At 53.8% G+C, this 13,815-nt stretch carries 11 protein-coding genes; all 11 read left to right on the forward strand.

The window, feature by feature from the left end; genetic code table 11:
* The first annotated feature begins 5 nt into the window (after positions 1 to 5).
* The 11 genes from PSE_RS02435 to truB all read left to right on the forward strand — a co-directional run bounded on the left by PSE_RS02435 (position 6) and on the right by truB (position 13,663).
* Complete coding sequence (locus PSE_RS02435; protein WP_143111096.1) at positions 6 to 1,157, forward strand: hemolysin family protein; 1,152 nt, start codon at positions 6 to 8, stop codon at positions 1,155 to 1,157.
* A 45-nt stretch (positions 1,158 to 1,202) separates the two neighbouring features.
* Positions 1,203 to 2,813, forward strand: a complete 1,611-nt coding sequence (gene lnt, locus PSE_RS02440; RefSeq protein WP_014283421.1) for an apolipoprotein N-acyltransferase — start codon at positions 1,203 to 1,205, stop codon at positions 2,811 to 2,813.
* Between the two features lie 237 nt (positions 2,814 to 3,050).
* Positions 3,051 to 3,461, forward strand: coding sequence for a helix-turn-helix domain-containing protein (locus PSE_RS02445; protein ID WP_037036478.1), 411 nt, complete (start codon positions 3,051 to 3,053; stop codon positions 3,459 to 3,461).
* Positions 3,462 to 3,609: 148 nt separating this feature from the next.
* Positions 3,610 to 4,794, forward strand: a complete 1,185-nt coding sequence (gene metK / locus PSE_RS02450; protein WP_014283422.1) for a methionine adenosyltransferase — start codon at positions 3,610 to 3,612, stop codon at positions 4,792 to 4,794.
* Between the two features lie 66 nt (positions 4,795 to 4,860).
* Entirely contained in the window at positions 4,861 to 5,562 is a 702-nt protein-coding gene (gene trmB, locus PSE_RS02455; RefSeq protein WP_014283423.1) for a tRNA (guanosine(46)-N7)-methyltransferase TrmB, read from the forward strand.
* Positions 5,563 to 5,806: 244 nt separating this feature from the next.
* Positions 5,807 to 6,397 carry a ribosome maturation factor RimP gene (gene rimP, locus PSE_RS02460; protein ID WP_014283424.1) on the forward strand — a complete coding sequence of 197 codons (591 nt, stop codon included), beginning with the start codon at positions 5,807 to 5,809 and terminating at the stop codon, positions 6,395 to 6,397.
* A gap of 118 nt (positions 6,398 to 6,515) precedes the next feature.
* Positions 6,516 to 8,234, forward strand: a complete 1,719-nt coding sequence (gene nusA / locus PSE_RS02465; protein ID WP_008548691.1) for a transcription termination factor NusA — start codon at positions 6,516 to 6,518, stop codon at positions 8,232 to 8,234.
* A gap of 130 nt (positions 8,235 to 8,364) precedes the next feature.
* Positions 8,365 to 9,012 carry an RNA-binding protein gene (locus tag PSE_RS02470; RefSeq protein ID WP_083416921.1) on the forward strand — a complete coding sequence of 216 codons (648 nt, stop codon included), beginning with the start codon at positions 8,365 to 8,367 and terminating at the stop codon, positions 9,010 to 9,012.
* A 7-nt stretch (positions 9,013 to 9,019) separates the two neighbouring features.
* Positions 9,020 to 12,052, forward strand: coding sequence for a translation initiation factor IF-2 (gene infB / locus PSE_RS02475; RefSeq protein WP_008548673.1), 3,033 nt, complete (start codon positions 9,020 to 9,022; stop codon positions 12,050 to 12,052).
* 147 nt (positions 12,053 to 12,199) lie between these two features.
* The gene (gene rbfA / locus PSE_RS02480; RefSeq protein ID WP_014283425.1) at positions 12,200 to 12,640 is read left to right on the forward strand and encodes a 30S ribosome-binding factor RbfA; all 441 of its coding nucleotides are present in this window, start codon (positions 12,200 to 12,202) and stop codon (positions 12,638 to 12,640) included.
* A gap of 45 nt (positions 12,641 to 12,685) precedes the next feature.
* Positions 12,686 to 13,663: a tRNA pseudouridine(55) synthase TruB gene (gene truB / locus PSE_RS02485; protein ID WP_014283426.1), complete on the forward strand. Its 978-nt coding sequence runs from the start codon at positions 12,686 to 12,688 to the stop codon at positions 13,661 to 13,663.
* The last annotated feature ends 152 nt before the right edge of the window (positions 13,664 to 13,815 follow it).

Genomic DNA, 13,815 nt, shown 5'->3' on the forward strand with positions numbered 1-13,815 from the left:
GAGAGATGAACCCGGAACCTCGAAGTACAGAAGGTGCAAGCACCTCAGTTCAGGCTGAAACTGCAGAGCCTGCAAGTAGTACCGGCACAGCCGTCGCCGAAGATACCTCTGAGCCACAAGCGATCAGGCCTGGTGTGTGGACCAGGCTGAAATCAAAACTGAATCCGTTTAGAGGTTTCCGTAAAAGCGCGGCCGTTTCATTGCGCGAAGACCTGGAAGATGAGCTCGCCCGTGACAGCGAAGGCGCTGATGCTGCCTTCACGAAGGAAGAGCGCGAGCTACTGACCAACATCCTCCAACTGCGCGAATCTCGTGTTGAAGATGTCATGATCCCGCGTGCCGACATTGAGGCCGTGGAAGACACCACCACAATCGGTGAAGTGATGGCCCTGTTCAAGGCCTCCGGTCACTCCCGTATGCCGGTGTATCATGACAATCTGGATGACCCTCGCGGCATGGTCCACATTAAGGACCTTATGTCCTACTTTGTTGAACTGGCTGTGAAAGCCAAGAAATCCGAAGTTCCGTTGACCTTGGTGAAGCCTGAGAAAAATGCCTCGGAAAAGACAGCGGAAGAAAAGTCTCTGCTGGATCTGTCCTGCGTTGATCTGTCTACGCCGCTCAACGTCACCGGTTTGATCCGCCCGTTGCACTTCGTTCCACCGTCCATGTCTTCCTCTGATCTGATGAAGAAGATGCAGGTCACCCGCGTCCAGATGGCACTGGTGATTGACGAGTATGGCGGAACAGACGGTCTCGTGTCCCTTGAGGATATCGTTGAGACCGTGGTTGGTGATATTGAAGACGAACATGATAAGGACGAAGAAGAACTTATCATGAATGTCAGCCCCGGCGTTTGGGTGGTTGATCCTCGAATTGATTTGGAAGATCTTCAGGAAGAGCTTGGAGCAGACTTCAAACTCGGCGAAGAGCAGACGGAAGAAGTGGACACCCTTGGTGGCCTCCTGTTCTCCATTCTGGATCGGGTGCCGGTTCGCGGTGAGTTGATCATCGACAGGAGCCTTCCGGCCTTTGAATTCGAAGTGATTGATGCCGACCTGCGCCGTATCAAGCGTCTGCGTATTTCCAAACGGAGAACAGACCAGCGTGTTGCGGTTCAAAGAATTCGTCCGCGTCGGCCTGAAGCTGCAGAATAAGCGTCGTATTGCTGATTTTATAATTTTGATTTTCGGGAGTGGGGAATGGTCTCTGCCATTGGTAACGCTCGAACTCTGATAAACAGTATTCGGGAATTATCAGGGTGGAGACGCGGATTACTGGCCTTCGTGGCCGGTTTGGTTTCAGCCTTTGCATTCCCTCCCTATGGTGCGTTTCCAGTTCTCTGGGTGACGCTGCCACTTCTGATCTTCCTTCTCGATGGTGCCAAAGAACGGGCAGCCGAACGCCGAAAAGCCCGCTTTGCGGCCTTCTTCCGCACTGCTTGGGCGTTCTTCTTCGGGTTCTTCTTAATCGGACTGTTCTGGATCGCAGAAGCTTTCCTCGTCGACGCCAAGAGCTACGGCTGGATGATCCCGTTCGCTCTGGTCATCCTGCCTGGTGGTCTGGCTCTAATCCCTGCTATTGTCATTGGCGCTGCGTCCCTGTTCTGGACGAGTGGTATCTCCCGCATTCTGGTGTTTGTAGTAGCCCTTGCGCTTTCCAATTGGCTGCGCGGACACATCCTGACAGGCTTTCCATGGAACGTCTGGGGCTATGCGTTTGCCGATAACCTGACGCTGATGCAGAGCTTCTCTGCTCTTGGCATCTACGGTGTTGGCTTCCTCGTTCTCCTCGTCTTTTCCATGCCTGTGGTCCTGTTCGATCAAGGGCGCAAAGCTGCCGCAGTCTATATCTCTGCGTGTGCGGTGGTGTGGGCTGGCGTGGTTGTATACGGAACGAATAGGTTGCAGGCCCCGCAACAGTCGGTTGAGGGGCTTCGGGTGCTCGTAATACAACCCAATGTACCTCAGGCGGACAAGTGGAAGCCCGAAAACCGACAAAGGCTTCTCCCTCTCTATCTGCAACAGACACAGCAGGCTCTGGCAGAGATGGAGCAGGTCGGTGAGACCCTGATCTTCTGGCCTGAATCGGCGTTCCCATTCCTTCTGGATGAGCAGCCAGGGGCTTTGGAGGCCATCGGAGCCACACTTCCCCAAAATACTATGTTGATTACGGGTGGTATTCGCAGAGAACTCTCAGGGAACCAGAATCGCTTTTTTAACAGTACTTTTGTTGTATCAGACGAAGGTGCACTCATAGATATCTATGACAAAGTGCGGCTTGTTCCCTTCGGAGAATATTTGCCGATGCGCTGGCTTTTGCAATCCATTGGTGTGGAGCGTCTGGTTCCTGCGCCAGCAGACTTCACAGCGGCAGCTCGGCACAAAAAAATAGATTTAAAAAATTCATTTAGTTTCCAGCCTCTGATTTGTTATGAGGCGATCTTCCCGCAAACGGTCCTCCCGGAATCCGAGCGGCCTAACTTGCTCGTAAATCTAACAAATGACGGATGGTTTGGCGAAACAGCTGGTCCGTATCAGCATTTGGCGCAGGCAAGAATTCGAGCAGTTGAACAAGGCGTGCCGTTAGTGCGAGCTGCAAATACTGGTATTTCCAGCCTAGTAGATTCCAATGGTAGAATACTCGCAGAAGTTGTTCTAAATAAAAAAGGTAGTTTCAATAGTGAATTGCCTGAAATACTAAGACCCACGCTTTACGTGAGGGTGGGTGATTCAATTTTTTGGGGAATTATTCTAGTAGTTGTTAGTCTCCTATTGGTGATGGAGAAATTATTACCTACCCGTAGAGATTGACGAATGCACGCAAATGTCGTCATCTAATACACGTAAAGGTTTTCACCATGATCGTCAGATCTGGCCTCAAAAAAACCTTATGGGCCTGCCACCGATGCCTCTGTGAGAGGTTGTTTTGGCAACTGTCGAAATGCAGGTTTGATGAATTGCGTTCTTGCGAGAGTCGCTGCATTGCGCTCCCGTTTAAATAAAAACCCACGGTAAGGCACCGTAAAAAACCAAAGAAGAGGGCCTTTGATAATGCCCAGCAAAAAAGCACCAAACCCTATCGATGTTCACGTCGGCAGCAGAGTACGCTTGCGCCGCATGATGCTTGGCATGAGTCAGGAAAAACTTGGCGAGAGCCTTGGCATTACCTTCCAGCAGATCCAGAAGTACGAAAAAGGGACAAACCGGATTGGTGCAAGCCGCTTGCAGCACATTGCGACCATTCTGAAAGTGCCTGTCGCCTTTTTCTTTGAAGATGCACCGGGTACCCCGGATGAGACCCCAGGCGTTGGTGATAACCCACAAACCACTTACGTCGTCGACTTTTTGTCATCTTCTGATGGTTTAGCTCTCAACAAGGCTTTCGTTCGCATTGAAAACCCGAAAGTCCGGAAAAAGGTTGTAGAGCTCGTGAAGAGTATTGCTGGGGATGAAGATTAAGTTTGTGATCCGTAAATTTTCGCAATTCTCTGGCAATTTTGATCTAAATCTCTTGACGTAATCGACATTCCTTGTTTGATGTAAAACCAGAAGCGACGGATATGCCGTCGCTTCAATTATATATTTCTTCCCAGAAGGACGTTTGCCAATGGCTCGTCAGAACTACGTGTTCACGTCGGAATCGGTTTCAGAAGGCCATCCCGACAAAGTCTGCGATCGCGTTTCAGATACGATCGTAGACGCATTTCTAAAGGAAATGCCAGAAGCCCGCGTGGCTTGTGAAACGCTTGCAACAACGAACAAGCTCGTTATCGCAGGTGAAACCCGCGGCCCGGCCACTCTCACAAAAGAGTATTTGGCTCACATCGCCCGCCTTGCTGTAAAGGACATCGGGTATGAGCAGGCCGGCTTTAACTGGAAAGACCTCGACATTCAGGTTCTTTTGCATGGCCAGTCCGCAGATATTGCTCAGGGCGTAGACGCCTCCAGCTCTAAGGACGAAGGCGCCGGCGACCAGGGCATCATGTTCGGTTACGCATGCCGCGAAACAGAAGAACTGATGCCAGCTCCGATCTTGTACTCTCACAAGATCCTGCGTTTGCTGGCAGATGCACGCAAATCCGGCAACGAGCCAATGCTTGGCCCGGACGCAAAGAGCCAGGTTTCTATCCGTTATGAAGATGGCAAACCAGTAGAGGCAACATCCATCGTGCTGTCCACTCAGCATCTGGATGAAACCATGACATCTGATGATGTGCGTGCCGTTGTTGAGCCTTACATCCGCGCAGCTCTGCCGCGTGACTGGGTAACCAACAACACCATCTGGCACATCAACCCAACCGGTAAGTTCGTAATCGGTGGTCCTGATGGCGATTGTGGTCTCACAGGCCGTAAGATCATCGTAGACACCTACGGCGGCGCAGCTCCTCACGGTGGCGGTGCGTTCTCCGGTAAGGATCCAACCAAGGTTGACCGCTCCGCAGCCTACGCTGCACGCTACCTCGCGAAAAACGTTGTGGCTGCTGATTTGGCTGACAAATGTACCATTCAGCTGTCCTACGCGATTGGTATTGCTGAGCCGCAGTCCGTATTCGTGAACCTGCATGGTACAGGCCGTGTTGAAAGCGAGCGCGTTGAAGCTGCGATCCGCGAAGTCATGAGCTTGACCCCGCGCGGCATCCGCGAGCACCTTAGCTTGAACAAGCCAATCTACGCACGTACAGCAGCCTACGGCCACTTCGGTCGCGAAGCTGAAATGGACGGCGGTTTCTCTTGGGAGAAAATCGACCTTGTCCATAACCTGCGTGATGCTGTAGAGAAAGCCTACGCTTAACCTCTAACGCTAGAGAATAAACAACTGGCCGGGGCAACCTCCGGCCAGTTTGTATTTATGAGAACGATGGTAGATCACTACAAAGGCTCCTTTTTCGGCCGCCGCGTCGGAAAGCCAGCAAGTCCGCGACAGTCGCAACTGCTTGAGGAGGTCCTGCCAACAGTGGCATTGGACCTGACACAGACGCCTCCTGAAAACTTGGCGGACCTGTTCCCCGTGCCAGTCAAAAGCGTTTGTCTGGAGATCGGGTTCGGTGGTTCCGAGCACCTCATTCACCGCGCCAGAGAAAATCCTGAGATCGGCTTCATCGGGTGCGAACCATTCAGCTCCGGCATCATCAAGGCTGTCACCAGCATCGAAGCGCATGGCCTCAAGAACATTCGCCTTTATGATGACGATGCAGGCAAGCTGCTCGACTGGCTCCCAGCTGCGTCTCTGGACATGGCCTACCAGCTCTATCCGGACCCATGGCCAAAGAAGAAGCACTGGAAGCGCCGCTTCGTGAACCAGATCAACCTGACGCGCATCGCGCGGGCGTTGAAGCCGGGATGCGAATATCGATTTGCCAGCGACATCGACACCTACGTGGACTGGACCCTGTCGCACTGCCGCAAGCACCCTGCTTTTGAATGGAGTGCTCAGTGTGCTGCCGATTGGCGCACCCCGTGGCAGAATTGGCCGGGAACACGTTATGAGCGCAAGGCACATCGTGAAGGCAGAATTGGCCGTTACCTGACATTTTTACGAGTTGAAGAGACGAAAACCTAAAAGCATCTTGCTTTTGTCTGCTCTCATCTTTGATTTTCTGTTGCATACAGTGGTCAAATGACTATATTGCAGAGCAAGAGTTCTCTATCGGCTCAGTTAAGAGCATTGAGGAGTGGGCCCCGAAAGGACCCGCTCTTTTTTATTAGCTAAGTCGGTATTGATGCCTGACTGTCGAAAATCAGGTATCCGAAAATAACTGCCAAAGACACGAAGTATGTCTTTGCATTAAGACGATAGGTACCAAGTGGACGAAACCGATCCCCGGATTGTAAAGGAAAAGGGTCTTGAGGCCCGCGTAGCTGAAATTGTCGAGCCGGTCATTGTTGATCTGGGCTATCGGCTGGTGCGCATCCGTGTAAACGGAAACAATGGCTGCACCCTTCAAATCATGGCAGAGCGCCCGGACGGGACGATGGCTGTTGAAGATTGTGAAGAAATCAGCCACGCAGTTTCCCCGGCGCTGGACGTGGACGATCCAATCTCCGGTGCCTATCATCTCGAAATTTCATCTCCAGGTATCGACCGCCCGCTCGTACGCGCTGGCGACTTCGAACGCTGGGCCGGACATGTTGTGAAAATCGAAATGTCTGTGCCGCAAGCTGGGCGTAAGAGATATCGTGGACACATCATTGGTGTGGAAGAGGGAAATGCTGTCATCAGAATGACCGACGTACAAGAAGGTCAGGACGAAGCAGCGCGTCTTCCGCTGGATGAGATCGGGTCAGCCGTATTGGTTCTGACCGATGAACTGATTGATGCGGCTCTAAAAGCCGACAAAGCCGCAAAAGCAGCCCGTGGGGAGCCTACGGACGACGACAGTTACCTCAATCACTGATTAGCTGTTTGTGTTGCGCAAGGGGTATGGGCGGTTCCGGTTTTAAGAGAGCCACCCTTTTGATTTTGATGTTCCTGCTGGTGTGAAGAAAGCAGGGCGTGGAAGGAGTTGACGAGGAATGGCTATCAGCGCAAACCGTTTGGAGCTGCTGCAGATCGCTGATGCGGTTGCCCGCGAAAAGTCGATCGACCGTAGCATCGTGATTGCTGCTCTTGAGGATGCAATCCAAAAAGCCGCTCGCTCCCGTTATGGCACCGAGACTGAAGTTCGTGCCGAGATTAATCCGAAAACCGGTGAAATCCGCCTCCAGCGTTTGCTGCAGGTTGTTGAGGTTGTCGAAAACATCTCCACCGAGATTGCTCTGGTTGATGCGCAGGAGCGCAACCCGGATGCGACCATCGGCGATTTCATGGCAGATCCACTGCCGCCACTGGACTTCGGTCGTATCGCTGCTCAGTCCGCGAAGCAGGTTATCGTGCAGAAAGTGCGCGAAGCAGAGCGTGACCAGCAGTACGATGAGTTCAAAGACCGCATCGGTGAAGTACTCAACGCAGTTGTTAAGCGCGTTGAATACGGCAATGTTGTTGTCGACACCGGCAAAGGCGAAGCTATCGTTCGTCGCGACGAGCTGATCCCACGCGAAATCTTCCGCAATGGCGATCGCATTCGCGCACTGATCTTTGACGTACGCCGCGAACAGCGCGGTCCGCAGGTCTTCCTGTCCCGTACACACCCTCAGTTCATGGCCAAACTGTTCGCGCAGGAAGTGCCAGAAATCTACGACGGTGTTATCGAGATCAAAGCAGTTGCTCGTGATCCTGGCTCCCGCGCTAAGATCGCTGTTCTGTCCAACGATGGTTCCATTGATCCGGTTGGCGCGTGTGTTGGTATGCGCGGTTCCCGTGTTCAGGCAGTTGTTGGCGAACTTCAGGGCGAAAAAATCGACATCATTCCTTGGAATGACGATGCAGCAACCTTTATCGTGAACGCACTGCAGCCTGCTGAAGTTGCTAAGGTTGTTCTCGACGAAGACTCCGAGCGTATCGAAGTTGTTGTTCCTAACGATCAGCTGTCTCTGGCAATCGGTCGTCGTGGTCAGAACGTGCGTCTGGCATCTCAGCTCACCGGCTGGGGCATCGACATCATGACCGAGGCTGAAGAGTCCGAGCGTCGTCAGAAAGAATTCCAGATCCGTTCCGATCTCTTCCAGAACACCCTGAATGTTGACGAGATGGTTTCTCAGCTTCTCGCATCAGAAGGCTTTACTTCTGTAGAAGAAGTCGCGTACGTTGACATCGACGAAATCTCGTCCATTGAAGGCTTCGACGAAGAAACAGCCGACGAAATCCAAGCTCGTGCACGTGAGTACCTGGAAGAACAGGAAGCTAAACTCGCAGAAGAGCGTCGTCAGCTTGGCGTTTCCGAAGAGCTGGTTCAGGTCCCTGGTCTTACATCTGCGATGCTGGTCGCACTGGGTAAAGACGAAATCAAAACCATGGAAGACCTTGCAGGTTGTGCAGCTGACGATCTCGTCGGTTGGACAGAGCGCAAGGATAAAGAAACCATTCGCGTGGAAGGTACTCTGAGCGGTTTTGATCTGTCTCGCGCTGATGCGGAAGCGATCGTCATGTCCGCCCGTGTTGCTGCTGGCTGGATCTCTCCGGAAGACCTTGTTGAGGTTTCCGAGGAAGAGCTGGAAGTCGAAGAAGGCGAATTTGAAGGCGACGAAGAATCCTTCGAAGCTGAAACAATTGACGAGACTGCGGTTGACGCAGACGAGGAATTGGCGCAAGAGAGCGGTGCAGAAGACGCAAAAGGCGAGCAGTCCTCTGAATAATCTGTAGCCGCTTGACTGCAGAAAAAAGTTTTATACGGGGGTGTGTTGAAATTGCAGCAGAAGCCTGCAGATTTCTACATCCCCGTAACTGAATGAAAAATAACAACAATAGTTGGGTTGGGAAAACGAAGTGCCGAGAAAAAATGAGCCGACAGAACGTACCTGCGCTGTAACGCGTGAAGTTCTACCGGTGACAGAGCTTCTCAGATTCGTTATGGCTCCTGACAAAACTGTTGTAGTTGATGTGAAAGGCACCCTCCCGGGACGTGGGGTTTGGGTGACCGCAAAGAAGTCTGTCTTGCAGGAAGCGATTAAAAAGCGCGCTTTCTCGAGAGGCTTTAAGGAGCAGGTTAACGCTGAAGAAGGTTTGGCCGACCACACTGACGAACTGCTGGAGCAGGCAGCTCTGGGCGCACTGTCCATGAGCCGAAAAGCTGGCAACCTGATTGTCGGCTATTCGAAAGTCGAGGCTTCTCTCAAGAAGGAGAGTGTTCTTGCTCTGGTGCACGCCACTGATGCCTCTGAAGATGGTGTGCGTAAGTTGGCGGCCGTAGCCGCTTCTAGATTTGGCAAGGTGGATCGTCTCAGCGTGATCCGCCTGTTTACCTCGGATCAGATGAGTACGCATCTGGATCGGGAAAACGTTATACATGCTGTACTGCTGGCCGGCGAGGCGGGCAGAAACTTCGTGAAGCACGCGCAACGCCTTGCGCAATTCCGGGATGTTTCTGCTGGGGCTGACGACGACGGTACAAAGGGTGCAGTGACGCAGGACTGAAGGCAATATGAGCGATACCAAAAACAACCACGACAATCCCGCCGGCGGGGAAAAGAAAACGCTGGGCCTCAAACGCGGAGGCAGTGTTGAGAAGGGCACTGTTAAGCAGAGCTTCTCCCACGGCCGCTCCAAGGCAGTCGTCGTGGAAAAGAAGAAGCGCCGTGTAGTTGTACCGGGCCAGGAAGGTTCCGCTGCATCTGCAACTCCTGCTTCTCCTGCGGCCTCCACAAGTCGCACTGAAAAGCGTCCAGCTCAGGATCGCGGTCCTCAGCAGGCACGTCGCGGTGCTGGCGATGCTCAGAAGCGTGGTGAAGCTGCTGGTCGCGGTGGCAACCGAAACAACAACCAGCGTGGCGGTCAGCGTCGTGGCGGCAATGGCGGCCAGGGCGGTGGTGCAGTCCTCAAAACCTTGACCAAGGGCGAAGCAGACGCACGTCTCGCAGCGCTGAAAATGGCGAAGGTTCGTGAGGTCGAAGACCAGAAGCGCCGCGTTGAAGAAGCTAAGCGTCAGGAAGAACTGGCACGTCAGCGCGCGATTGAAGCTGAAAAGCAGCGCGTAGAAGACGAAGCTCGTGCAAAGCGCGAAGCTGAAGAAGCTGCAGTGCGTGCAAAAGCTGAAGCAGAAGCGAAAGCAAAGGCTGAAGCGGAAGCAAAGGCAAAAGCTGCTGAAGCTCCAAAACCAGCTCAGCGTGAAGAGCGTCCAGCTCGCGGTGATCGTCCACAGCGCTCCGGCGACCGTGGTGATCGTCCTCAGCGTTCTGGTGACCGTCCGCATCGCGGTGGCGATCGTGGCCCTCGCCCTCAGGGTGAGCGCGGCCCTCGTCCAGGCGGTGATCGTGGTCCTCGCCCAGCTGGCGATCGTGGTCCACGCCCTCAGGGTGATCGTGGTCCGCGTCCAGGTGGTGATCGTGGTCCTCGTCCAGGTGGCGACCGTGGCCGTCCACCAATGCGTGATGGCAAGCCTCCACGTCTCGACGGTCCACGTCCAGGCGCTCGTCCGGGCGGTGCACGTCCAGGCGCAGCAGCTGCTCCAGCTGAGAGCATGGAGACTGGTAAGGCAAACACCAAGAAGATGGCTCTGAAGCCGGTAACCCGGAACAAGAAGCCAGAGGCTCCTAGCAAACCTAACCGTGGCGCAGGCGACGATCGTCGTAAGTCAAAACTGACAATCACCCGCGCAACCGGTGACAACGAGGGCCGCAGCCGTTCACTGGCTTCCATGCGCCGTCGTCGTGAGAAGGAAAAGCGTCAGGGTCAGCAGAAGGTCGTTCGCGAGAAGGTAGCACGTGAAGTAACACTGCCTGAAGCGATCACCATTCAGGAACTCGCACAGCGTATGTCTGAGCGTGCGGTTGACGTGATCAAACTGCTCATGAAGCAGGGCCAGATGATGAAGATCAACGACATCATCGACGCTGATACTGCGGAACTGATCGCAGAGGAAATGGGCCACACCGTTAAGCGTGTTTCTGAGGCGGATGTTGAAGAGGGTCTCTTCACCATTGAAGACGATGAAACAACACTGGTAAGCCGTCCTCCGGTTGTGACCATCATGGGTCACGTTGACCACGGTAAAACCTCGCTTCTCGATGCACTGCGTAAGGCAAACGTTGCTTCTGGCGAAGCTGGCGGCATTACACAGCACATCGGTGCATACCAGGTTGAGCAGAACGATCAGAAGGTCACCTTCATCGATACTCCTGGTCACGCCGCATTTACTCAGATGCGTGCACGTGGTGCCAAGTCCACTGACGTAGTCATCCTCGTGGTTGCTGCGGACGATGGTGTGATGCCACAGACCAAGGAAGCGATTGTTCACGCAAAAGCTGCTGGCGTTCCGCTGATCATCGCGATCAACAAAATGGACAAGCCAGGTGCTGATCCATCCCGCGTTCGCAACGATCTTCTCCGCGAAGACCTCGTTGTAGAATCCATGGGTGGTGACGTGATCGACGTGGAAGTTTCCGCGAAAGAAGGCACCAACCTCGACAAGCTGATCGAAATGATCCTGTTGCAGGCTGAAGTTCTTGAGCTGAAAGCGAACCCGAACCGTACAGCTGAAGGTACCGTAATCGAAGCCAAGCTCGACAAGGGCCGTGGTCCGGTTGCAACCGTTCTGGTTCAGAAGGGTACACTGAAGGTTGGCGACGTTGTCATCGCTGGTTCCGAATGGGGCCGCGTCCGTGCAATGCTCGACGAGAACGGCAAGCAGGTTAAGGAAGCTGGTCCTTCCAAGCCGGTTGAAGTTCTTGGCTTCCAGTCCACACCATCCGCTGGTGACATGGTTGCAGTTGTCGAAAACGAAGGTCGCGCTCGCGAGATCTCCGAATATCGTCAGCGCCAGAAACGCGATCAGATTGCAGCACGTATTGCTGGGTCTCGTGGTTCTCTGGAAGCAATGATGAAGGGCTTGCAGGAAGAAGGCAAAAAAGAATTCCCGCTCATCATCAAGTCCGATGTGCAGGGTTCTGCCGAAGCAATCCAGGGTGCTCTGGAAGAACTGGGCAACGACGAAGTCGGTGCACGTGTTGTTGCAGCATCCGTAGGCGGTATCACCGAGAGCGATATCACTCTGGCGATTGCCTCCAAAGCTCCGATCATGGCGTTCAACGTTCGTGCAAACAAACAGGCTCAGGAAGCTGCACGTCGCGAAGGCGTAGAAATCCGCTACTACAGCGTGATCTACGATCTCATCGACGATGTGAAGTCCACCATGTCTGGTATGCTTGCTCCAGAGCGTCGCGAAACCTTCCTCGGCTACGCAGACATCAAAGAAATCTTCAACATCACCAAAATTGGTCGTGTTGCAGGTTGTCTGGTCACCGAAGGTGTGGTTCAGCGCGGTGCACAGGTTCGCTTGCTGCGTGACAACGTTGTTGTTCACGAAGGTGAACTGGGCACACTGAAACGCTTCAAGGACGAAGTTAAAGAAGTTGAGTCCGGCGTTGAGTGCGGCATGAACTTCACCAACTACAAGGATATGCGCGTCGGTGACGTCATCGAGTGCTTCCAGGTAGAAGAGATTGCTCGCTCTCTCTGATAAGAGCTGAGTTCAATCTAAAAGCATTCAGTAGCGCCGGCGGGGTCAACTCCGTCGGCGCTCTGCTGTTACAAGAGCGAGTGACTGCAAGCGGCATGAAGGCGATCAGCGCGATGCAGTGCAACTCTGAAATAAAAAGAGAAAACAATGGCAAAAGCACGCGATGAATTTGCAGGCCAGCCGTCACAGCGCCAGTTGCGTGTAGGTGAGCTTGTCCGCAAAGAACTCTCAGACATCCTGACACGCGGTCAGGTAAGTGACCCGGATCTGGATGGTGTAATCATCACCGTTCCAGAAGTTCGGATGTCACCGGACCTGCGTTGGGCAGACGTTCTCGTCATGCCAATGGGTGGTCGCGACGTAGAGGTCGTTCTTGAAGCCCTCAAGCGCAACGCAAAGTACCTGCGTGGACAGGTCGCTCGCCGTGTCACCATGAAGTACACCTGCGACCTTCGCTTCGTTGCAGACACCCGTTTCGACGATGATGACCTCATCACTCGTCTGCTCCACGAGCCAAGCATCCGCAAAGACTTTGCTGATGGCGGCATTGATGACGAAGACGATCAGGGTGAAGGCGACCGCGATTAATCGCAGTCGTTCCCGCACAGATTTTACGAATAAGAGCTGAGAAGTATGGCGCGCAGACAGCAGCGACGTAGACCCCGTTTCCCGGTAAACGGATGGCTTGTTCTGGACAAACCTCTGAACCTGACTTCCAACGACGCGTTGGGCCAGCTGAAGAGAATTTTCCATCCTGAAAAGGTTGGACACGCAGGAACCCTTGACCCGCTCGCAACTGGCTGCCTGCCGATTGCCTTCGGTGAGGCGACCAAAACCGTTCCTTACATCATGGACGGCCGCAAGGTGTACCGCTTCGAGGTCACTTGGGGCACGCAAACCACCTCGGACGATGCGGAGGGTGAGCCGGTCAAAACCTCTGATGTTCGCCCGACACAGGACGAGATCCTCTCGATCCTGCCTGAGTTCCGTGGTCGGATTGAACAGGTTCCACCAATCTTCTCCGCAATCAAAGTCGACGGCAACCGTGCCTACGATCTGGCGCGTGATGGCGAAGATGTAAAGCTGGAAGCCCGCGTGATCGAAGTCCATCGTCTGGATCTCGTCGAATGCATCGATGAAAACCGCGCGGTGTTCGAAGCCGAATGTGGCAAGGGCACCTATGTGCGCTCTCTGGCCCGTGATCTCGGCGAGCGCCTCGGCACATGCGGTTACGTGACTGACCTGCGCCGCCTGCTGGTGGGACCATTCGGCGAAGAGCAGATGGTTACGCTGGATGAGCTGCGTGCAGCGAAAGAAGCGATGATGGTAGAGGTGGAAGAAGGCGAAGAGCCTCCTGTCCTCAACCCGCTCGAAAACGCTGAGCTGATTGGCTACATCAAGCCGGTTGAAACCGCTCTGCACCAGTTTGCAGAAGTGCGCATCACCGGCGATGCTGCCGCAAAAGTGAAGCGCGGTAATCCGGTTCTGCTGCGTGGCGCAGATGCACCGATCGGCCCGGAAGAGATCTATGTGGTCTCAGGCGGCAAACTGATCGCGTTTGGCGAAGTCTCCAAAGGCGAGTTCAAACCGAAGCGGGTTTTCAACCTTTAAGCTCGGGGCTTGATGGTTATGCCCGCAATTACAACAGAATATGACAGGTGATTGCGGGAAATTTTCCGTAATCACTGGCCGAAATCAGAAAATAACTCTCATTGGGTCTCTGGCTGCAACCATCTCAAGATTCTTCTGGTTTTTTGAGAGTT

It is taken from the genome of Pseudovibrio sp. FO-BEG1 (assembly GCF_000236645.1).
Taxonomy (GTDB): Bacteria; Pseudomonadota; Alphaproteobacteria; order Rhizobiales; family Stappiaceae; genus Pseudovibrio.